Origin of the sequence: Tsukamurella conjunctivitidis (assembly GCF_007858475.1) — a bacterium.
Classification (GTDB): domain Bacteria; phylum Actinomycetota; class Actinomycetes; order Mycobacteriales; family Mycobacteriaceae; genus Tsukamurella; species Tsukamurella conjunctivitidis.
Genome location: NZ_VIGX01000004.1, coordinates 133,243 through 153,065, shown reverse-complemented (window position 1 = coordinate 153,065; position 19,823 = coordinate 133,243). Strand labels below are relative to the sequence as shown.

The window sequence follows — 19,823 nt, the reverse complement described above, 5'->3', positions numbered from 1 at the left end:
TACTAGACCTCCGCGAGCGGTACGCCGGGATCCGCGAGGCGAGCCGCGTCGACCACCCGGCGGGATGTGATCAGCGCACGCACATCATCGCCCACGTCCCACACGTTCACGTTCATTCCGGCGAGGACGCGCCCCTCCGCCAGCCAGAAGGCGACGAACTCCAGCGCGTCGAGGTCGCCGCGGATCACCACGTCGTCGTAGCCGGTGGACAGGCCGAGGTACTCCATGCCGAGCTGGTACTGGTCGGTGAAGAAGTACGGGAGGCGGTCGTAGACCTCGGACCCGCCGAGGATGTTCGCCGCGGCGACGCGCGGCTGGTTGAGCGCGTTGGCCCAGTGCTCCACGCGGACCCGCCGCCCCACCGTCGGGTTCTCGGCGGCGGCGATGTCCCCGACGGCGAAGACGTGCGGGTCGGACGTCCGCAGTCCCGCGTCGACGGCGACGCCGCCCTCCGCGGTCGCCAGGCCGGCCTCGTCGGCGAGTTCGATGTTCGGCAGCGCGCCGATCCCGACGAGCACGGCGTCCGTCTCGATCGTGGTCCCGTCGTCGAGGACGAGGCCCCGACCGCCGGGTTCGACGGCGCGCACGCCGATCCCGGTACGCAGATCGACGCCGTGCGCGCGGTGCAGGTCGGCGAAGACCTTGCCGAGTTCGGGGCCGAGCGCGCCGAGCAACGGCTGTTCGGCGGGCTCGACGACGGTGACCTCCAGGCCGGCGCCGCGGGCGGCCGCAGCGGCCTCGAGCCCGATCCAGCCGGCGCCGACGACGCCGAGGCGCCCGCCCTTCTCGAAGACCGCCCGCAGGGCATCGCTGTCATCGAGCGTCCGCAGGTAGTGCACGCCGTCGGCTCCGGGCAACGGTCGCGCGCGGGAACCGGTGGCCAGGATCAGGTCGTCGTAGGGCACGGACTCCCCCGTGTCGAGGCCGACGGTGCGCCCCTCGCGGTCGAGTGAGACGGCCCGGACTCCGGTTCGCAGGGTGACATCGTGGTCGGCGTACCAGGCGGCGTCGAAGGTGAAGACGCTCTCGCGGTCGGCCTTGCCCTGGAGATAGTCCTTGGACAGCGGGGGCCGCTCGTACGGCCGGTGAGGCTCGGCCCCGATCAGCACGACGGGGCCGTCGTGGCCCAGATCCCTCAGCGCCTCCGCCGCTTTCGCGGCTGCAAGCCCTGCTCCGACGATGACGACTGCACCCATGGCTCCGACCGTAGCCCCGTCCACGGGCGCAGGGAACCCCTCGGCGCGGTTCGCGCGAATCCTGGTACCCCGTGCACGATTCGTCCGGTTCGCTACGCTGAGACCATGGAAGTACTACGCAACGTAATAGTTCTCGTGCACATCGTGGGCTTCGCGATCACCTTCGGCGGCTGGGTGGCTTCGGCGGCGTCGCGCCGGTTCCGCTTCGACCGGGTCATGGACTACGGCCTGCTCCTCTCCCTGATCACCGGCCTCGCCCTCGCGGCGCCGTGGCCGGCGGGGATCGAGCTGAACTACCCCAAGATCGGGATCAAGCTGGTGATCCTGCTGGCTCTCGGCGGCCTCCTGGGCATGGGCAGCGCGCGGCAGAAGCGGACGGGCGAGGCCGTGCCGCGCGGGATGTTCTACGCCGCCGGTCTACTGTCGCTGACCGCCGCGGGGCTCGCAGTCATCTGGTGACACCGCGGGCCTCGTGCACGTAGTCCCGCAGCTCGTCGAGCTTGGCCCTCGCGTCGATGAGCTGGGCGATCCGCTCGTCGAGCACGGTTCGGCGCTCGGCGATGCGGATCAACGCGGCGTCGAGCTCCCCGGGCGCCGGATCGCCGTCGCCGCAGACGATGCCCACGAGCTCGGCCGTCTCGGCCGCCGACAGCCCGGCCTCGATGAGGCAGCGCGCGTCGGCGACGGTGCGCACATCCTCCTCCGTGAACACCCGATAGCCGTTGGACTCGCGCCCGGGGGCGAGGATCCCCGTCGCCTCGTAGTGGCGGATCATCCGCGGCGTCGCGCCCGTGCGCGCGCAGAGATCGCGCATCCGGAGGCCGGGCTTGACTATGACATTGGTGTCAGAGTTCATGCTCTCAGTATGACGAATCACCAGCAGCTCCACGCGGTCGTGGTCACCGCCCATCCCGACGCCGACTCCGCCACCGCCCGCACCGCCCGCGCCGTCGCCCGCGGCCTACTGCGGGGCGGATACGCCGAGGTCGAGCACCACGACGTGCTCGCCGCGGGCTTCGATCCGACATTCGGCCCCGACGACCACGCCGCCTACCGCGACCGCTCGGCCGTCCCCGCGGACGTCCGGGCGGAGCAGCGACGCCTGGAGGAGTTCGACGCGATCGCGGTCGTCTTCCCCGTCTACTGGTGGGGCCTGCCCGGCCCGCTCAAGGGCTGGGTCGACCGCGTCTTCACGCGCGACTGGGCGTACGACGACACGGGGTCCGGCGCCGAGCTCGCCGCGCCGAAGCGCCTCTACTTCTTCCCGATCGGCGCCGTCGGCGAATCGACGTACCGCAAGCACGGTTACCTCGACGGGATGCGCGCCCAGTTGGTCGACGGCCTGGCGGGATACATGGGCGTCGAGGATTCCGACCTGTTCCTGCTGGTCGACGGCGAATCCGACGACCCGGAACAGCATCTCGCCCGCGAGCGCGCGGCCGAGTCCGCGGGGACTGCCATCGCCGAGCGGGCGGTCACCCGCGACGCCGCCTGAACCCGCTCGTCAATCAAAGGTTGACAACATCGTTTCGTCAACTCATGCTTGACGCATGCCCGAGAACGAACCCATCAGCCTCGACAACCTGATCCGCACCGTGCACGCGCTGCACCCCGACGGCACCGCGCTCGAGCGCCTCGGCGACGCCGTGGCCGTCGCGGCGCACCTCGGCGAGACCGCCGACCATCTCGTCGGCCACTTCGTCGACCAAGCGCGGCGCAGCGGCGCCACGTGGACGTCGATCGGCGAATCGATGGGGATGACCAAACAGGCGGCGCAGCAGCGCTCGGCGCCGCCCAGCGTCGATCCGTCGACGCTGATCGACGCCACGGGATCGCCGTACTCCCGCTTCACGCCGCGGGCCCGCAGCGTGGTTGTCGCTGCGCAGGACGAGGCCCGCGAGGTCGGGAGCCCGGTCATCGATACGGACCACATGCTGCTGGGGCTGTTCCGCGAGCCCGAGGGCATTGCGGCGCGGCTGCTCCTGGGCCGCGGCATCACTCAGGAGGCGGTCACGGAGGAGGTGGTGCGCCGGCGGATCTCCGCGCCGGACGATGGCGAGAGCCCGGATCCGATCCCCTTCTCGCCCGCGGCGAAGAAGACCGTCGAGATGGTGCTGCGCGAGGCACTCCGCCTGGGGCACAACTACGTCGGCACCGAGCACATCCTGCTCGGCATCCTCGCGGAGGGCACCGGACCCGGCGCGATCATCCTGAACGAACGCGGCGTGGATCACGCCACGATCGACGCCGCGGTGCGCGAGGTCTTGTCGGCCTACACGCCTGACTGACAGCGATCGTCAGGCCACGCGGCCAGCGAGCGTCGACAGCCCCTCGCCGTCCAGTTCCTCGAGGGCGATGGTGCGCCCGCTCACGGCCAGCAGCAGCGCCAGCAGCGGTCCGGCCACCTCGGGTCCGTCACCGAGCGTGACGTCGGCGTCGGTGGCGCGCAGTCGCAGGCCCGCGACGTGCTCCTTCGCGCCGCCCATCCCCGTGCCCGTGCGGGCCTGCAGCCGCAGCGCACGCTCGACCGCTTCAGTCGGATAGTCGCCGACGGCACCGAGCGGACGTCGGATGTCCTCGCCGTGCACCACGGCCTCGACGAGTCGGGTATCGAGCGGGGCGGGCGGTCCGGACGTGCGGTCGGCCAGCGCCCGGAACCGGTCGAGCATCTGCGCCGCCGGCCCCAGCTCCCGGTCGACGCCGTTCTGGTTGTCGCGGTCGAAGTCGAAGCGGGCGACGATCATTCCCCTGATGAAGCTCAGGCGGGTGGTGTCGGCAGTGGAGATCTGATGCGCGACGACGTCGCGCACGCGCCACCCGGGGCACAGCGAGGGTGTGTCCCAGCGGGCGTCGTCGACCCCCTCCAGGAAGGCGATCAGGGCGCGGCGCTCCGTGTGGACCAGCTGCCAGACATCGGACATGACACTCCTTCGTCCCGCTCACCGTAGCGCGGGATCGGCTCGCTCACCGGCGAAGGACGATCGTGCTCCCCGCCGACACGGATCCCTTGATCACCACCAGCGGTCCCGACGCGCCCTCGGGCGGTCCTGACCTGTCCTTGACGGAGCTCAAACCGGAACGCCCGATGCCCGACACGTCGACGCGCATCGTCGGGCTCAGGCGCACCTTGACCGAGCTCATCGATACCTGCAGGTCGACCTCGACCTCGCCGTACGGGAGGTCGGCGCGACGGAAGTCGATGTTCGCCGTGCCCATCGAGCCGGAGATCCGCATCCGCGCGGGGGCGGTCCACACGCCCTTGCGGTGCACCGTGGTCCACTCGATGTCCAGCTCCTCCGGCGGGGTGTCCGCGGCCCGCTCCGCGACGGTGCGCGGGAAGAGCCGGTCGCGGATCGGAAGGTCGTTCACGATCGACTGCAGCTCACCGCGATTCGTCGCGCCGTACGCGGCGTGCGTGCGCTGGTCGAACTCGTCCACGGTGAGATACCCCGTGGCCATCGCCTCGCCGAGCAGTTCCACTGCCCGCTGCCGTTCAGGATCGCCGACTCGGATCTCATCGCTGTCCGCCATGGCCCGACCCTAACGATTCGGCGCCAGTTCCGCTGCTACCGCCCGCTCTCGCGGGCAGTGCGCCGCAAGTACTGGCGCTCGGCCGGATCGGTCGTGAGCGAGATCGCTTTGGCCCGGGCCGTTCCCGCCCCGGGGTCGCCGACGAGATCCAACAGATGCGCGCGGAGCGCCCACGCGGACTGCAACCGGTCCACGGCGTCGACCGCGTCGAGCGCCGCCAGGCCCGCGCGCGGACCGTCGACCTCGGCGATGACGGCGGCTCGTGCGACGGCGGCACCACGCGTCGGCGCGAGCGCGATCAGGGCGTCGTACAGACGACGCAGGTGCGTCCAGTCCGGCTCCTCGCCGGGGCGGCGGGCACAGTGCACGGCGCCGATCGCGGCTTCCAACTGGAACCGGCCGACGGCGCCGAGCCCATGCGCTGCCCGGAGGTGGTGGTGACCAGCGGAGATCAGGTCCCGGTCCCACCGGTCCGGATCCTGGAGCGACAGTGGAACGAATCGCCCGTCCTCGTCGACCCGCGCCGGCAGGCGGGCACTGGAGAGGTACATCAGGGCGGCAAGGCCGTGCGCCTCGGGTGCCGACGGGGCCGCGGCGGCGATGGTTTCGCCGAGGCCGAGCAACAGTGCATGTCGCTCCCGCGGGGGCGTCGGCCATTCGATGGCGTACGAGCCGTACACCGCCTCCAGGACCGGGGTGAGGCGGTCGGCGAGCTGCCCGTTCTCGGGCACTACGAACGGGATCCGATCGCGCGCGATCCGCTTCTTCGCCCGCGTGAGCCGCGCGGCCATCGTCGCGGTGGGGATCAACAGTGCCGCCCCGATCCGTTCGGCTGTGAAGCCCAGGACGGTGTTGAGCATGAGCGGCACGCTCGCGTCCGCGAGGTCCGGGTGCGCGCAGACGAGGAGCAGCTCCAGTCGTCGGTCGGGAACGGCCCCCGGGGCGGGAGCGTCGTGTACGGCCTCGTCGAAGAGGACCGACGTGCGCTCGGCGGCGGAGCGCCACCTGTCGCGCTGACGGTTCCGCGCCACGGTGAGCAGCCAGGCGTCCGGGTCGTCGGGCACACCGTCGACCGGCCACCGCGTGAGGGCCCGCTCGAAGGCGTCGGCAAGCGCGTCCTCCGCGGAGGCGACGTCGTGGGTGCGCGCGGCGAGGAGCGCCAGCAGCCGGCCGTACGAGGTGCGGGCGGCGGTCTCCGCCCGCACCTGCGCGTCGGCGTGCATCAGTCCGTGCAGGCGTTGGCGTTCCAGACGCCCTCATCACAGGCCGCGGCGACCTTGCGGACCTCGATCACGGCGTACTGGGTGGCGGGATGCTTCTCCGCCCAGGCGATCGCGGCGTCCTGGTCCGGCACGTCGAGCAGGAAGACACCGGCGAGCGCCTCCCGGGTGTCCGCGAAGGGCCCGTCCTGGATGCGGAGGTCTCCGTCGCGGCGCGTGACGGTGACCGTCTGCGCCTGCGGTTCCAGGATCTCCGCGCTGACGAGCACGCCCGCGGCCTGCAGTGCGGCGGTGTAATCCGCCATCGCCCGCTGCATCTGCAGCATCGCCTCCATCGGCACGTCGGGGTTGTCGCCCTCGCCGGGCTCGGCGTTGTTGAGCAGCAGTGCGTAATGCATGATTCCTCCTGATGTCCACTGTGCCCCAGGGGCGGGGCACAGTGATGACGATCGAGGCGACGCGGAATCGACAACCCGCCGGACGAATCTTCTAGCGCGCCGCGAGCAACGCCAGGACCCCCTCGGCGACGGGGTGCGCACTTGCCGGGTTCTGGCCGGTCACGACGGTGCCGTCGGTCACGGCGAACGGGGCCCAGGCCTCGTCGGCCTCGACGTAGGTGGCGCCGCGCTCGGCGATCCGCTCCTCGAGGTTGAACGGGACGATGGCGTCGAGCCCCGCCAGGACCTCCTCGTTCCACGAGAACCCGGCGATGCGGCGGCCGGCGATGAGCGGCGCACCGTCGGATTTGCTGGCACCGAGCAGGCCCGCGGTGCCGTGGCAGACGGCGGAGACGACCTTGCCCGCCTCATCGAACTCGCGCAGCAGGGTCGCGAGACGCTCGTCAGCCGGGAAGTCGAACATGACACCGTGGCCGCCGGTGAGGTAGATCGCGTCGAAGTCCGCGGCATCGACGTCGCTGAGCGACGGCGTGTTCCGCAGTCGGTCCATGAAGGCGGGGTCGTCGTAGCGGGCGCGGGTGCCGCCCTGTGCCAGGACCTCGTGACTGAGCGACTCGGGGTCGATCGGCACGAAGCCACCGTCGATGCTCGCGATGACAGTGGTGTGGCCCGCCGCTTCGACGGCGTCCACGAAGTGAGTGAGTTCGCCCAGCCAGAGGCCGGTGCGGCGCCCGCTCACGGCGTAGGAGGGGACGCTGGTGGTGACGACCAGGATGCGACTCATGAGGTTCTCCTCGGATTGATTTGCTCGACAACTGAACCGTACCACAACTGATATGTATATCAACTGATATGTGTCACCTGTTAGGCTACGGCTTGTGGCGGAGCATGAGGAGACCTGCGATTTCGGCTGGTCCGTGGGGGTGTTGAACAAGGCCTACGCGGAGGCGGTGGCTCCGATCCTCGACCGGATCCCCCGCGGTGTGCGCGGCTACCAAACGCTGTACGCCGCCGCGACGTACGACCTGCCGACGCAGCTCGCCCTCGCCGAGTACCTGCTCATCGACAAGTCGGTGATGCCGTACGTGGTCGACGACCTCGTCGGCGCGGGACTGGTACGCCGCGAGCCCTCCCCCACCGATCGCCGGGCGCGCCGCGTCGTGCCCACTGACGCGGGGCTCGCGACGCTGCGCGAGGTCGGCGTGGCGGTGGCCGCCGCCGAGGCGGAGCTGCTCGGGCCGTTGTCGCCCGACGATGCCGAGGCGCTGCGACGCGCGGTCGCGATCGTCGCCCGGGCCTCACGCGACGGCTGCGACGGCTAGGCCGAACCGAGCGCCAGGTGCAGGAGCGGGTACGGCAGGCCGTCGCCGTCGGTCTCGCTCCGGCCCGTCACCGTGAAGCCGCTGTGCGCGTAGAAGCCGACGGCCTGATGGTTCTGCTCGTTCACGTCGACGGTCCGCACGCCCTGCTCACGGACCGCGTGGTGGAGGAGCGCCCGCCCGACGCCTCCGCCGCGGGCGTCGGCGTGGACGAACAACATCGCGAGGTCCTCCCCCGCGATCCCCGAGAAGCCGGCGACCGCACCGTCGACCTCCGCGACCGTGAGCCGGACCTGCGGGAAGTAGTCGCTCGCGAGGCGCGCCTCGATGGCGTCACGGTCGGCGTCGGCGAGGAAGTCGTGCGTCGCGTCGACCGAGCTGCGCCAGACCTGCACGAGCACGGGATGGTCGGCGCCGGTGCCGTCGCGAAGGATGATCACGCCCGTCATTGTTCCGGACGTGTCGAGTTGTTTTCGGGCTCAGAGGCACGCCCGACCGGTCACGAGCGCAGGGCGGTGAGCGCGCGGTCGGCGTGGACCTGCATGTTCACCTCGGAGGCGATCACATCGGCGACGGTGCCGTCGGCACGGATCGCGAAGGTCGTGCGCTTGGTCGGCATACCCGCCAGCTTGAGCAGACCGTCCCGCTTGACGCCGAACGCCGCGGCGACCGCCCCGTCCTCGTCCGAGAGCAGCGGATAATCGAGGCCGTGCTTGGCGGTCCAATCCTGCTGCTTGGCGACCGCGTCGCGGCTGATACCGACGCGCTGCACCCCCGCCTCGGCGAACTCGGCGGCGAGGTCGCGGAAGTGGCACGCCTCCTTCGTGCAGCCCGGCGTGAACGCGGCCGGGTAGAAGAAGAGGGCGACGGGGCCGGCGGCGAGCAGGTCGCTCAGCTTCCGCGGCGTGCCGTCCTGGTCGGGCAGTTCGAAGTCGGGCGCGGTGTCACCGGGTTTCATGCTCCAAGGCTAGCCTGACGGCATGAGCTTCACCGGATTCCCCGAGGCGGCGCTGGATTTCTACGACGACCTCGAGGCCGACAACTCGAAGGTCTTCTGGGAGGCGCACAAGGACGTCTACAAGACCGCCGTCGCCGCTCCGATGGCCGCGCTGACCGAGGAGCTGGCGGACGAGTTCGGCACCGCCAAGATCTTCCGTCCGTACCGGGATGTGCGCTTCTCCAAGGACAAGACGCCCTACAAGACGCACCAGGGCGCATTCATCGGCGTCGGTCCGGCGACGGGCTACTACGTCCAGATCGGCGCCCCCGGCGTCCGCGTCGGCGCCGGCTTCTACGAGGCGAGCCCCACCCGGCTCGCGGCCTTCCGGAAGGCGATCGACAACGACCTGTACGGGCCCGCGCTGGAGCAGATCGTCGGCGAGCTGCGCCGCAAGGGCTGGGAGATCGGCGGCGAGACGCTCAAGACCTCCCCGCGCGGGTGGGACGCCGATCATCCGAGAATCGAACTGCTGCGACACAAGTCGCTCAGCGCCATGCGGGACTACGGCTTCGAGGAGATCATCCACACGCCGAAGCTGGTCCCACAGATCCGCAAGCACTGGCGCGAGACCTCGGCCCTGCTCGACTGGCTCGTGGAGCACGGCGACGCCTGATCCCTACACTGGAGGAATGGCGCAGAAGTCCCGACTGAGATGGATGTGGTGGGTCTGCGCCTACGTCGCGTTGGGTCTGGGCATCGTCGGCGTCGTGGTTCCCCTCATGCCGACAACGGTGTTCATCCTCATCGCGGCGTACTGCGCCGCCCGCGGGTCGGACACGCTGCACCGCAAGCTCCTGGAACACCGCGTCTTCGGCCCGATGATCCGGGACTGGCAGGCGACGGGTTCCGTCAGCCGCAAGGCCAAGTACATGGCGATCGGCAGCATGGCCGTGTGTGCCGTGATCCTCTTCCTGGTGACTCCGAAGTGGTGGATCGCGGCGATCGGCACCGCGATCATGGCGATCATCGGCACCTGGCTGTGGCTCCGGCCGGAGCCACCGGCCGAGGCACCGTCCACGCCGGGTGGGGACGAGGCCGCCGCACCGGTGGACGACGCACAGGAGCCGACCGGCAGCCGCGAGGACTGACGCTCAGTCGTCCAGAGCGCTGACCGCGATGCCGTAGGGCAGGAAGCGGACCTTCCTGGTCACGTCGGTGTTGTGCTGGTTGGCACGCAGGGCGTCGATCTCGGTGGCGTAGACCTGCTCGACGCGGGCGCTGCCGTCCTCGGCGGTGGCGATGACGGCCCACACCCCGTCGCCGGTCTCGCCCGCCGTCTCCGGCTCGCGCTTCGGCCGACGGGCATCGTCGAACAGCCCGGAGAAGGCCTCGCGCCCCGGGCCGCCGACGATGCGGCCGATCATGTCCCGGGCCTCACGGGCCAGGTCGTCGAACTCTCCCGGACCGAACCCGAAGGGATTCTCGTTGCCTGCCATCACTGACTCCTCGAGCCGTAGGGACCCACTTGTCTCCAGTGTCCACGTCGAGTGAGACTTCGGCCACCGTGTTCGTCGAGGGCGGATCGGGTCAGTCGAGGCAGAATTCGTTGCCCTCGACGTCGGCCATCGTGAGGCACGATTCGTTCGCGCCGTCCGCCTCCTGCAGGTAGAGGCGTTTCGCTCCGAGCTTTTCCAGCCGGGCGCACTCCGCCTCGAGCGCCGCGAGTCGCTCGGCTCCCACCATCCCGGTGCCGACGCGGACGTCGAGATGCACGCGGTTCTTGACCGTCTTTCCTTCGGGGACGCGCTGGAAGAACAGGCGCGGGCCGACGCCGTTGGGGTCGACGCAGGCGAACGCGGAACCGTGCGCCTCCGCCGGCAGCGTCGCCTCGAAGGCGTCCCAGTCGGCGAACCCCGGCGGGGGCGGCGGCACGACGTAGCCGAGGACCTCGCACCAGAACAGCGCTACGCGCTTCGGGTCCGCACAATCGAAGGTGACTTGGATCTGCCTGACGGTCATGGGGCAACCGTAGTCAGCTCACCGGTCAGTTCTCGACCTGATTCGCAGTCAGGGTGCCGTCGATGTGTGCGGTCATTCGTCTGAGCGATCATTCGTACGAAGAACCGCATACTTCTGGGCGGTAGGGCGAGACAGGTTCACCAGCCGCGGCTGAGATCGACGACGGCGCGGCCGGTGTACTCGCCGGCACGGAGTGCGTCGACGACGGCGCGGACTCCGTCGATCCCGATGTCGTTGGCGACGAGGTCGAGGTGACGCGGGCGCAGGTCGGACTCGATCCGTGCCCACAGTGCGCGCCGCGGCGCGATCGGCATGAGCACCGAGTCGATACCGGCGAGCGTCACGCCGCGGAGGATGAAGGGCATGACCGTGGTCTTGAGGCCCGCGCCGCCGGTCAGGCCGCTGGCGGCGACGACGCCGCCGTAGTTGAGGGTGCTGATGACGTCGGCGAGAGCGGCGCCGCCCACGCAGTCGACGGCCGCGGCCCAGCGGCTCCGACCGAGCGGCCGGGGCTTGGCGTCGGGGTCGAGCGGCAGGCGACCGATGACCTCGTTCGCGCCGAGGGCGCGCAGGTGGTCGGTGGCGGCGGGCTTGCCCGACGAGGCCACGACCTCGTAGCCCAGGCCGGCCAGCAGGTCGATGGCGGTCGAACCGACGCCGCCGGTGGCGCCGGTGACGACGACCGGACCGTCCGCGGGCGCTACACCGGCATCGACGATGGCCGCGACACTCATGGCCGCAGTGAATCCGGCGGTGCCGATGGCGGCGGCCTCGCGCGTGGAGAGAGCATTCAGACGCACGGCCCAGTCCGCGGGAACGACGGCCTGCTCGGCGTAACCGCCGTCGCGGGCCGTGCCGATCTCGTAACCGTGCGCGACCACCCGTTCACCCGTGGCGAAGTCGTCCGACGTGGATTCGACGACGGTGCCCGCGATATCGATGCCGGGCACGATCGGGTACTCCCGCACCACTCCGCCGCCGGGAGTGAAAGCCAGTGCGTCCTTGAAGTTCACGCCCGAGAACTCGACGGCGATGCGCAGGTGTCCGGGCTCCAACGGCGCCGCGTCGCGGGTCTCCACGCGAGAGTTCACGGCGGCCTCGCCGTCATGGTCGGCGAGTTCGGCGATCAGTGCCCGGTACTGGGTCATCGTGTGTGCCTCCTGAGTCTGTCGACGTCGTCCTGCGTGATGCTACGTGCGGCCCGTACCGGGCGCTCCGAAGCACTCCAGCTGCCGTTCGACCACGGATCGCAGATGCTCCGGCGAGTACCGGTCCGGACACAGGATCGCGCTGACGGCGAGCCCGTCCACCAGTGCGGCGAGACGATCCGCGTCGACCGCGGCATCCTCGTCGTCACCGTCGAACAGGCCTGCAGCCCGGGACCGGTCGACGATGGCCCCGGTCAGTGCGCGCACCGCGGCATGCATGTCGTCGACCATCGGACGCAGGTCGGGCCGGTACACGGCGGCCGTGCTCAGCGCGAGCCAGGCCGCGACCTCGCACCGCCTCGTCTCATCGAGCGGGAGCAACTGACAGAGCAGGTCCACCGTCGCGCGGCGCCGCTCGGCCATCTCGCTCACCTCACCCGCGAGAACCGGCCCCGCGATCGCGAGCACCCGCGCACCGATCCGGTCGACAAGCCATCGCATCGCGAATTCGACCATCGATGCCTGGCCGGCGAAGTAGTGCCGGACCGAGCCCACGGCGAGTCCTGCTTCGGCCGCGACGTTCGCGAGCGTGGCGTGATCCAGGCCCCCGCGGGCGATGGTGGCGATCGTGGCGGCGGCGATCTCGTTCCGTCGCTCCTCGGGGTCGACGATCTTGGGCATGGCTCTTTATAGCATCTCCCTGCTACATTGTTTTAGCACCAGTGCGCTAAATACGACTCCGAGGCGAGGCACCTATGACTGACGCCCTGATCGTCGCCGCGATCTTCCTGACCCTCGTTCTGACGACCCAGCTCGGAACGCGACGCCACACGATCTTCCTGGCGGTGATGCCCTTCGTCACGAGCGCGGTGATCGGCTACCTGGTGCTCGGAACCGGATCGCATCGGTACGCCTCGGGCGACGGTGCGTTGATCGCCGCCGGAATCGTCGCCGGCGTGGCCGCCGGGCTGGCGCTGAACGCGACCATGGAGGTCCGCCGGGATCCACGACGGGGCGACCACCTCGTGACCCGGGCCGGAGGGCCCTACCTCGCCATCTGGCTGGTCGTCCTACTCGGCCGCTGCGCCTTCGTGGTCGCGTTGGAGCACGCGCCCGGCTTCGCCGCACGGTTCGCCACGTTCCTGACCAACGTGCACGGCAGCCCCGACGGGGTCGCGGCCTTCTTCCTGTGCACGGCCCTCGCGATGAGTCTCATGCGCGAGATCACGATCCTCGTACGTGGTCACCGGATCCCACGAATCACGCCGGCCGCCCGCGCAGCATCCGGGGCGGGCCGGTAGCCCGTCAGGCCGTCGCCGCGCGCAGGCCCGCGACGACCGCCGCGATCCGCCGCTCGCGGGTCTCCGCCCGCTTCGCCTCGGCGACGCCGCGCGCGGCCTCCTTGCGCCGGGTGTAACTGAGCGCGTCGAACGCGGGGCGCAGGCCGTGCTCGTCCAGAGCGGCCGCCAGCTCGTCGGGCAGGTCGACGGTGCGCTCGGCCTCGTCGAGCTCGATCACCGCGTCGACCGTGTCGCCGATCTCCACGCCGAGCTCCGCGCGCGCTGCTTTCGACAGGCCGATCAGGTTGGAGCCGCCCATGCCCGCGAGCCGCAGGCGCGCGATACGGTCCCCGATCGTGACGCGGACCGCCGCGCGCTTCCCTCCGCCGAGTTCCTCGACCTGCGCATCGGTCAGCTCGATGGCGGTCGCCGGCCCGACGGGTTCCAGCGTGGTTCGTACGTGCAGTGTCATGCGTTCCATAGTCCCCGAACTCGGCTGCCTATGCGGGCCCGCCACCGATCCCGACCTCGTTGCCGTCGGGGTCGAGGAAGGTCGCCTTCAGGACACCGTTCTCGTACACCTCCTGCGAATCCGGCAGCAGGCCGCGGTCCGCGGCGGCGGTGAGGAACCCGTCGGCGTCGGCCAGGAAGAGGGTGACCGCGGAATGCCCGGCGTGCTCCGGCAGCAACTCGGCGTACACGTGCACGTGCTCCCCCAGCGTCCAGACGTGCTCGACATCGTTGGGCGCGAACGATTCCACGTCACCGAAGAGCCTGTCTCCCCATGCGATCGCGCGCGGTAGGTCGGTCACGGCGAGGCGTGCGAACAGGTCCATGATCATTCCTTCGGTCGGCGGGGCGAGGGTTCGCGGTTCAGCAGGCCCGGGAGTTCGGCGATGACCTCAGCTCCCGCGAGGCTCTCATCGATGTTCATGAGCGCGAGCAGCCGCAGCGGCGCCCCGACCCGCGCGGCGGCCTCGAACTTGTGGTGGCCGTCGAGGAGGAAGTGGGTCACCGCCCAATGCTCGTAGTAGTCGACCGAGTCCGGCGCGATCACGGCCGGGACGCGACGGTCGACTATCGACAGCGCCACCGCTGTGGGCGTCGTACCGCCGGCGAGCAGATCGACGTAGTGCTGCACTCGGCTCCGATGGTTCCAGTTGGGTTGCACCATGGGGACCACGAACTCGAAGAGGTGCTCATCGGCCGCGACCGCGGTTTCGAAGGTGCGGTAGTAGTGGGTCAAGGGGTTCTGGGGCAGCCCCCAGGTCGGGTCGATCCCCCAGGTCGCCAGCTGCTCGTGCGTGAAGTAGTCGCGATCGTCGTAGGGGGCGACGAGTTCCGGCGTGACCTCCACCAAGAGCGGAAGGTACTCGCCCTCCGGCAGCAGCCTGGCGAAGGTGGTGACGACGTCATCGTCGACCACGTCGAGACCCCGCTCCAATCGTTCGAGCGGTTCCCGCCCGTCCGAGATGTTGTAGCCGATGGTCTTGCGCTCGAACAGGAAAGGGCAGGTGCCGCACCAGAACGACAACTCGAACGACGGGGATCCCTCGATGAACAGGTGCCGGGTAGACATCGGACTCTCCGGATCGATCGGACCGATGCGCAGCGTCGCCTCGTCGTGCGGGACGCCGAGGCGGCGCTGCGGGGCCGCGGAGATCATCATGTGCGGATCGTAGGCCGGGCCGTCAGTGATGCGCCGCGCCGGACGAAGGCGCACCGTCGACCTTGGAGGGCAGGAACAGGGCGCACACGACGACCACGACGCCCATGAGCGCAGCCGCGGCGAACGCCCATTGCAGCCCACCGACGAAGGCCTCCGGTTGCGTCGCGCCGGACTCGGCCAGGTGCGCCGAGCGGTTGGACATCACGACGATCAGTGCGGCGGTGCCGATCGCGCCGGCGACCTGCTGCAGGGTGCCCAGCAGCGACGAGCCGTGCGAGTACAGATGCTCGGGAAGGTCGCCGAGGCCGACGGTGAAGATCGGCGTGAAGACGGCGGCCAGCGAGACCATGAGCGCCATGTGAGTCGCGACGATGAGCGGGTACGGCGTCGTCGCGCCGATGCGGCTGAGCGCAGCGAGCGCCACCACGATGCCGATCGCTCCGGGGATGACGAGGGGGCGTGCGCCGACGCGGTCGTAGAGCTTGCCGACCTGCGGGCCGAGCAGGCCCATCGCGAGTCCGCCCGGCATCACCAGCAGCCCGGTCTGCAGTTCAGACAGGCCGCGCAGGTCCTGCAGGTACAGCGGCAGCAGGATCATCGAGCCGAGGAAGGCCATGAATCCGGCGGTCATCAGCACGAGCGAGATCGCGAAGGTGCGGTGCCGCAGGGCGCGCAGGTCCAGCAGCGGCATCTCGCGCTGCTGCAGGCGCACCTGGTAAACCGCGAACGCGGCGATCAGGAGGACTCCGGCGACGACGGTGAGGACGGGGCCGGTCCAGTCACCGGTGCCGATCTCGCTGAGCCCGTACACGAGGCTGCCGAAACCGCCCGCAGCGAGAACGACACTGAGCCAACTGACCGGCGTGCTCTCGGTCTCGCCGACGTTCTCCAACTGCCGCATCCCGGCCACGCCGACCAGTACCGCGATGGGAAGGACGAAGACGAAGATCAGGCGCCACGAACCGAGGTGCAGGATCATCCCCGACACCGCCGGGCCGAGGGCCGGCGCGCACGACATGGCCAGGGTGACCTGCCCCATCACACGGCCGCGGTCGCTCTCGGGAACGACGGTCATCAGCGTGGTCATGAGCAGCGGCATCATCACCGCCGTGCCACCCGCCTGCACGACGCGCGCCGCCAGGAGGATCTCGAACGACGGGGCCGCGGCCGCGATGGCGGTGCCGGCGCTGAACGTGGTCATCGCCACGGCGTACGCCGTGCGGGTGCTGACCCGCTGCAGGAACCAGCCGGTCACCGGGATCACCGCGGCCATCGTGAGCATGAAGACCGTGGAGAGCCACTGTGCCGCGCGGGCGTCGACGTGGAAGTCGACCATCAGGCGCGGGATCGCGTTGATCATGATCGTCTCGTTGAGGATCACGACGAACGTGGCCGCGACCAGCAGTTTGATCACCAGCGGCGTGCGCCCGGCCTGCGGTGTCCGCTCAGCGGCGGGCTTCGTCAGGTCGGTGGGGGGATGGTCCATCTGTTCAGTGTGCGTGGTCATGGCCGGTTCCTCGAAGTCGTTTTCGACGACCTGCGTTCGTCGCCGTCATCTATACGACGAATCTCTGACAGGTTTTTCGACATCGCGGGACGAGGTCTTTCGTGAATCCGGCGTTCTACCGGCACGCGAGGCCGGATTCGGCCTCGGATGCCCGGATAACGCTGTTTTCACGAGCGCCGCGGCCCTGGCCGGAGCCGGGTGGTCGGGTCTACCGTCGAGATATGAGCCGGAGCGCGGGAACCGCCAGCACCATGCCGCTGCAGGGAGTCATGAACGCCGTGATGCGGACGCTGCTGAAGGCTCCCGGGGTATCGAAGTTCCTCGGCGAGCGCCTGCTCACGCTGTACGTGGTGGGGCGGAAATCCGGCAAGGTCTTTGAGGTGCCGGTCGCGTACACCAAGCACGACGGGAACCTACTGGTCGGCTCGCCGTTCGCCTGGGGGAAGAACCTGCGCACCGGCGAACCGGTCGACATCCAACTCGCCGGGCGGCGCAGGACCGCCGACGTTCGGGTGGTGTCCGACGAGGCCGGGGTGACTGAGCTGTACGGCGTGGTCGCGGCCGACAACAAGAACTTCGCCTCGTTCAACCACATCGGCTTCACGGCTGACGGCTCCCCCGACCCCGACGACCTGCGACGGGCCTTCGACGGCGGCGCCAGGGTCTTCGTCCTCACCCCGCGCTGAGGAGTCCTGTCAGCCAACTGTTCATCGCGGGTCGCACCACGTGGGTCATCCGCCGCGGCGTCCGCGGTTCGAGCCGTCGCGGTGCTCGACAGCTACGCCTACGGCAGCGCCGTCACCGAGCGGAGCCTGCCCGTGAGCGAAGGACGCACGGTCGCCGATGACGCCTCGGACGTCGCGGCCCTGGTGTCGGCGGCGGACTACCGGCACCTCGTCGCGGTCACGCCGGCCCGGGCCGGAGAACCGGCGACGGACTCGTACGACGCGGAGTTCGCGTTCGGACTCGCACTGGTCCTGGACAGCCTCGCGCCGGATTCGCCGAGGTGACCGCCCGGCGCCCGGGATGAATCTCCGAGCCGTGCCGATCGGTCGGTACGCTCGGTCCGGTGTTCGCTGTAGTGCGCCGACTGATCCGGTATGCCGTGGTCGCGGCCGTTGTCATCGTCGTGGCCTCGACGGTCTGGGTGCAATGGGCGAGCAGTTCGCGGATCACGAACGACGGATCGCGTCAGTGGGTGATCGTGCTCGGCGATCGGGTGCACGACGGGGAGCCGTCGGTGTACTTGCGCGAGCGTCTCGAGACCGCGCTGACGATCCTGCGGGAGAACCGGGCCCAGCGGGTGCTCGTCTCGGGCCACGCGGCGTCGACGAAGGGCGACGAGGTCGCGGCGATGCGGAAGTACCTGCTCGAGCGCGGCGTCGACGCCGGGACGATCACCGACGACCGTTTCGGCGTGACGACGTACAACACGTGCACCCGGGCCGCTTCCGTCTTCGAGATCAAGGACGCCGTCCTCGTGACCCAGGATTTCCATCTGCGCCGTGCCGTCGCGCTCTGTCGAGCACAGGGCATCGACGCAGTGGGGGTCGAGGCCGGGTCCGACGCCGGTGTCTATCTGACAGTCCGCAACTGGGTCCGCGAGATCGGATTGTCGCGCCCGAAGGCCGCGCTCGACGCCCTCCGCGATCCCGGTCCGGCGACGCGCGAACGTTGAGCGGCGCCCCACGGGGTCGAGTTCCAGATCTCGGACTCGATCCCGTAGGTAAGTTCATCGATGTTCTCTCGATTCCTGCCACCGACCTGAGCCTGTAAGGCACGCTGGCACCTAGTCGACGAGGAGGAACGATGGCGAACGGCTTGTTCGACCTGACGGGTACAACGGCCGTGGTCACCGGAGGCAACGGTGGGATCGGATTCGGCCTCGCCGGAGGTCTCCTGGACGCCGGAGCCAATGTCTCGGTGTGGGGTCGTTCTGCGGCGAAGAACGCCGCCGTGACCGAGGCGTTCACCGACTTCGGCGATCGATTCCACGTGGTGGCCTGCGATGTCTCCGATCGCGTGCAGGTCGAGGCCGCATTCGCAGCCACCCTCGCGCGGTTCGGCCGAGTGGACGGAATGTTCGCGAACGCCGGTCGGGCCGCCACGCCCCGCCCGTTCCACGAGATCGGCGAGCAGCAGTTCGACGAGGTGTTCGCCACCAACCTCAAGGGATCGCTGTTCTGCCTACAGGTGGCCGCCGCTCACATGCGGGAGCGGGCGCAGGCCGGCGATCCATTCGGCCGTCTGGTGGTCACCAGCAGCCTAGGGTCGATGTCGGGTATGGCACGGGCGGAGGACTACGCCGCGACCAAGGGGGCCGTCGAATCGGTGATCCACGCGCTCGCGGTCGAATACGGCCGGTACGGCGTCACCGCGAACGCCGTCGTTCCGGGTTGGATCGAAACCGAGATGACAGAGAAATCACTGTCCGACGAGCGTCTCGCCGAGGCTGTCTCGTCTCGGATCCCGGCTCGACGTCTCGGTGCACCAGCGGACTTCGCGGGCATCGCCGTTTACCTGATGTCTCGGGCCAGCAGCTACCACTCCGGTGACCACCTGGTGATCGACGGTGCGTACCACCGCTTCTGACCAACCGGACCGGTGAGCAGCGACTGTTGTACATCGCGCGTCGCAAGACATCGAATAGGCGTCCGCCACCACGCCAGTCGCGTGGCGGCGAATCGGTTCAATCGGCCCGATTCTCATTCCGTTGTCGGGTACATTTTCGCTCACGCGCGGGGGGCGCATCATGGCATCCCGCTTGCATTCCCGAGAAGTGAGGAACGACCGTGACCCAGCCGCCCATTCCCCCACAGCAGCCCGGCCAACCGTACGCCGGCCAGCCCTACCCGCCCCAGCAACCACCCAAGAAGCGCAAGAAGTGGCCCTGGGTCCTCCTCGGAATCTTCATTCTGATCGTTGCCCTTTTCGGCGGTTGCATGGCTGTGGTCGGTAAAGCTGTCGACGAGGTAGACAAGGAATCGAAGTCGGTCGTCGATGTCACCTACAAGGTCACGGGCCCTTCTACCGGCGCGCTGATCACCTACACGTTCAACGACAACATCACGCAAGACAACGATGTCGCACTCCCTTGGGAGAAGAAGACGCAGGTCACAGGATTCGCAAAGACCGTCAGCCTGTCCGCGACGAACGGCATGAACGACACGGGGAAAATCACCTGTCAGGTCATCGTCGACGGAAAGGTCATCATCGAGAATACCGCCAGCGGCACCGGTGCGTCCGCGTCGTGCAGCGGAAGCGTCGACAAGAAGTAGCGATCGACTCAATGCGGTCCGGCCCCCTCATGGAGCCGGACCGCGTTCGTTCTAATGGCTCACCCCATCGACGAACCCACCGGCACCGTTGATATTGGCCCACGCCAACGTCGTTCATCGGGTTGAGTCGACGTCGGACACAAACACAAGGCCCGACAGCAAATCGATACCGCACACACGTCTCGACGGTGGGGCCGCCGACCGGAATGAGCTCATGAATTCGAAAGAGGCTGGAGTCGGATCGACGACGAGACCGATTCGCAGAAGCGGGTTGCCTAGCGACCCATCGGACCTGCGGTCACGAATCTGCGGTCCACC

Annotated in this window: 29 protein-coding genes; 12 read left to right on the top strand and 17 right to left on the bottom strand. The window is 69.4% G+C overall.

Going from position 1 to position 19,823, the window contains the following annotated elements; translation table 11 throughout:
- Positions 1 to 2: 2 nt before the first annotated feature.
- On the bottom strand, positions 3 to 1,196 hold the full coding sequence (locus FK530_RS09870) for an NAD(P)/FAD-dependent oxidoreductase (RefSeq protein WP_146486840.1): 1,194 nt from the start codon (positions 1,194 to 1,196) through the stop codon (positions 3 to 5).
- Positions 1,197 to 1,301: 105 nt separating this feature from the next.
- On the opposite strand from FK530_RS09870, the gene FK530_RS09865 reads away from it, so the two are divergent.
- Positions 1,302 to 1,655, top strand: a complete 354-nt coding sequence (locus FK530_RS09865) for a Fe-S protein (protein ID WP_146486839.1) — start codon at positions 1,302 to 1,304, stop codon at positions 1,653 to 1,655.
- On the opposite strand, the gene FK530_RS09860 is transcribed toward FK530_RS09865, so the two are convergent.
- Positions 1,645 to 2,052 carry a MerR family transcriptional regulator gene (locus FK530_RS09860; protein WP_158645070.1) on the bottom strand — a complete coding sequence of 136 codons (408 nt, stop codon included), beginning with the start codon at positions 2,050 to 2,052 and terminating at the stop codon, positions 1,645 to 1,647. The genes FK530_RS09865 and FK530_RS09860 overlap by 11 nt on opposite strands.
- A 9-nt stretch (positions 2,053 to 2,061) precedes the next feature.
- On the opposite strand from FK530_RS09860, the gene FK530_RS09855 reads away from it, so the two are divergent.
- Complete coding sequence (locus tag FK530_RS09855; RefSeq protein WP_146486837.1) at positions 2,062 to 2,691, top strand: NAD(P)H-dependent oxidoreductase; 630 nt, start codon at positions 2,062 to 2,064, stop codon at positions 2,689 to 2,691.
- Positions 2,692 to 2,746: 55 nt separating this feature from the next.
- The gene (locus tag FK530_RS09850; protein WP_146486836.1) at positions 2,747 to 3,484 is read left to right on the top strand and encodes a Clp protease N-terminal domain-containing protein; all 738 of its coding nucleotides are present in this window, start codon (positions 2,747 to 2,749) and stop codon (positions 3,482 to 3,484) included.
- 9 nt (positions 3,485 to 3,493) lie between these two features.
- Here FK530_RS09850 and FK530_RS09845 read toward each other — a convergent pair whose 3' ends face one another.
- The 5 genes from FK530_RS09845 to FK530_RS09825 form a co-directional block, all read right to left on the bottom strand.
- Complete coding sequence (locus FK530_RS09845; RefSeq protein WP_146486835.1) at positions 3,494 to 4,117, bottom strand: maleylpyruvate isomerase family mycothiol-dependent enzyme; 624 nt, start codon at positions 4,115 to 4,117, stop codon at positions 3,494 to 3,496.
- 43 nt (positions 4,118 to 4,160) lie between these two features.
- Positions 4,161 to 4,727, bottom strand: a complete 567-nt coding sequence (locus FK530_RS09840; protein ID WP_146486834.1) for a DUF1707 SHOCT-like domain-containing protein — start codon at positions 4,725 to 4,727, stop codon at positions 4,161 to 4,163.
- Positions 4,728 to 4,762: 35 nt separating this feature from the next.
- On the bottom strand, positions 4,763 to 5,950 hold the full coding sequence (locus FK530_RS09835; protein WP_146486833.1) for an RNA polymerase sigma factor: 1,188 nt from the start codon (positions 5,948 to 5,950) through the stop codon (positions 4,763 to 4,765).
- Positions 5,950 to 6,345, bottom strand: a complete 396-nt coding sequence (locus FK530_RS09830) for a YciI family protein (RefSeq protein ID WP_146486832.1) — start codon at positions 6,343 to 6,345, stop codon at positions 5,950 to 5,952. The genes FK530_RS09835 and FK530_RS09830 overlap by 1 nt, the downstream gene beginning before the upstream one ends.
- Before the next feature lie 91 nt (positions 6,346 to 6,436).
- Positions 6,437 to 7,129, bottom strand: coding sequence for a type 1 glutamine amidotransferase domain-containing protein (locus FK530_RS09825; protein WP_146486831.1), 693 nt, complete (start codon positions 7,127 to 7,129; stop codon positions 6,437 to 6,439).
- 94 nt (positions 7,130 to 7,223) lie between these two features.
- Here FK530_RS09825 and FK530_RS09820 point away from each other — a divergent pair, with 94 nt between their 5' ends.
- The gene (locus FK530_RS09820) at positions 7,224 to 7,667 is read left to right on the top strand and encodes a MarR family winged helix-turn-helix transcriptional regulator (protein WP_158645069.1); all 444 of its coding nucleotides are present in this window, start codon (positions 7,224 to 7,226) and stop codon (positions 7,665 to 7,667) included.
- Here FK530_RS09820 and FK530_RS09815 read toward each other — a convergent pair.
- Positions 7,664 to 8,113 carry an acetyltransferase gene (locus tag FK530_RS09815; protein WP_146486829.1) on the bottom strand — a complete coding sequence of 150 codons (450 nt, stop codon included), beginning with the start codon at positions 8,111 to 8,113 and terminating at the stop codon, positions 7,664 to 7,666. The genes FK530_RS09820 and FK530_RS09815 overlap by 4 nt on opposite strands.
- A gap of 50 nt (positions 8,114 to 8,163) precedes the next feature.
- Positions 8,164 to 8,622: a peroxiredoxin gene (locus FK530_RS09810; protein WP_146486828.1), complete on the bottom strand. Its 459-nt coding sequence runs from the start codon at positions 8,620 to 8,622 to the stop codon at positions 8,164 to 8,166.
- Positions 8,623 to 8,644: 22 nt separating this feature from the next.
- On the opposite strand from FK530_RS09810, the gene FK530_RS09805 reads away from it, so the two are divergent.
- Both FK530_RS09805 and FK530_RS09800 read left to right on the top strand, forming a co-directional pair.
- A complete protein-coding gene (locus tag FK530_RS09805) occupies positions 8,645 to 9,277 on the top strand; it encodes a DUF2461 domain-containing protein (protein ID WP_146486827.1) in 633 nt (210 codons plus the stop codon).
- 16 nt (positions 9,278 to 9,293) lie between these two features.
- Entirely contained in the window at positions 9,294 to 9,752 is a 459-nt protein-coding gene (locus FK530_RS09800; RefSeq protein ID WP_146486826.1) for a YbaN family protein, read from the top strand.
- A gap of 3 nt (positions 9,753 to 9,755) precedes the next feature.
- Here FK530_RS09800 and FK530_RS09795 read toward each other — a convergent pair whose 3' ends face one another.
- The 4 genes from FK530_RS09795 to FK530_RS09780 form a co-directional block, all read right to left on the bottom strand.
- Entirely contained in the window at positions 9,756 to 10,100 is a 345-nt protein-coding gene (locus FK530_RS09795) for an Rv0313 family protein (RefSeq protein ID WP_146486825.1), read from the bottom strand.
- Between the two features lie 91 nt (positions 10,101 to 10,191).
- Entirely contained in the window at positions 10,192 to 10,623 is a 432-nt protein-coding gene (locus FK530_RS09790) for a VOC family protein (protein ID WP_146486824.1), read from the bottom strand.
- Between the two features lie 137 nt (positions 10,624 to 10,760).
- Positions 10,761 to 11,771 (bottom strand): acrylyl-CoA reductase family protein, encoded by a 1,011-nt coding sequence (locus FK530_RS09785; RefSeq protein ID WP_146486823.1) that lies wholly within the window; start codon positions 11,769 to 11,771, stop codon positions 10,761 to 10,763.
- A gap of 42 nt (positions 11,772 to 11,813) precedes the next feature.
- A complete protein-coding gene (locus FK530_RS09780; RefSeq protein ID WP_146486822.1) occupies positions 11,814 to 12,452 on the bottom strand; it encodes a TetR/AcrR family transcriptional regulator in 639 nt (212 codons plus the stop codon).
- Between the two features lie 74 nt (positions 12,453 to 12,526).
- Between FK530_RS09780 and FK530_RS09775 the strand changes: the two genes are divergently transcribed.
- Positions 12,527 to 13,072: a hypothetical protein gene (locus FK530_RS09775; RefSeq protein ID WP_146486821.1), complete on the top strand. Its 546-nt coding sequence runs from the start codon at positions 12,527 to 12,529 to the stop codon at positions 13,070 to 13,072.
- A 4-nt stretch (positions 13,073 to 13,076) separates the two neighbouring features.
- On the opposite strand, the gene FK530_RS09770 is transcribed toward FK530_RS09775, so the two are convergent.
- Genes FK530_RS09770 through FK530_RS09755 form a run of 4 tightly spaced genes read right to left on the bottom strand, consistent with a single transcriptional unit; the run spans position 13,077 to position 16,227 of the window.
- The gene (locus tag FK530_RS09770) at positions 13,077 to 13,523 is read right to left on the bottom strand and encodes a YdeI/OmpD-associated family protein (RefSeq protein WP_146486820.1); all 447 of its coding nucleotides are present in this window, start codon (positions 13,521 to 13,523) and stop codon (positions 13,077 to 13,079) included.
- Positions 13,524 to 13,551: 28 nt separating this feature from the next.
- Positions 13,552 to 13,887, bottom strand: coding sequence for a VOC family protein (locus FK530_RS09765; RefSeq protein WP_205124192.1), 336 nt, complete (start codon positions 13,885 to 13,887; stop codon positions 13,552 to 13,554).
- 2 nt (positions 13,888 to 13,889) lie between these two features.
- Entirely contained in the window at positions 13,890 to 14,720 is an 831-nt protein-coding gene (locus tag FK530_RS09760) for a hypothetical protein (protein ID WP_146486818.1), read from the bottom strand.
- 22 nt (positions 14,721 to 14,742) lie between these two features.
- The gene (locus tag FK530_RS09755; protein WP_146486817.1) at positions 14,743 to 16,227 is read right to left on the bottom strand and encodes an MDR family MFS transporter; all 1,485 of its coding nucleotides are present in this window, start codon (positions 16,225 to 16,227) and stop codon (positions 14,743 to 14,745) included.
- 221 nt (positions 16,228 to 16,448) lie between these two features.
- Here FK530_RS09755 and FK530_RS09750 point away from each other — a divergent pair, with 221 nt between their 5' ends.
- From FK530_RS09750 to FK530_RS09730, 5 genes are all read left to right on the top strand, one after another.
- Positions 16,449 to 16,913 carry a nitroreductase/quinone reductase family protein gene (locus FK530_RS09750; RefSeq protein ID WP_231706575.1) on the top strand — a complete coding sequence of 155 codons (465 nt, stop codon included), beginning with the start codon at positions 16,449 to 16,451 and terminating at the stop codon, positions 16,911 to 16,913.
- Positions 16,914 to 16,919: 6 nt separating this feature from the next.
- The gene (locus tag FK530_RS09745) at positions 16,920 to 17,237 is read left to right on the top strand and encodes a TetR/AcrR family transcriptional regulator C-terminal domain-containing protein (protein ID WP_146486816.1); all 318 of its coding nucleotides are present in this window, start codon (positions 16,920 to 16,922) and stop codon (positions 17,235 to 17,237) included.
- Positions 17,238 to 17,296: 59 nt separating this feature from the next.
- Positions 17,297 to 17,905 (top strand): SanA/YdcF family protein, encoded by a 609-nt coding sequence (locus FK530_RS09740; RefSeq protein WP_231706574.1) that lies wholly within the window; start codon positions 17,297 to 17,299, stop codon positions 17,903 to 17,905.
- Positions 17,906 to 18,036: 131 nt separating this feature from the next.
- A complete protein-coding gene (locus FK530_RS09735; RefSeq protein ID WP_146486815.1) occupies positions 18,037 to 18,819 on the top strand; it encodes an SDR family NAD(P)-dependent oxidoreductase in 783 nt (260 codons plus the stop codon).
- A 200-nt stretch (positions 18,820 to 19,019) separates the two neighbouring features.
- Entirely contained in the window at positions 19,020 to 19,505 is a 486-nt protein-coding gene (locus FK530_RS09730; RefSeq protein WP_146486814.1) for an MmpS family transport accessory protein, read from the top strand.
- Positions 19,506 to 19,823: the final 318 nt, after the last annotated feature.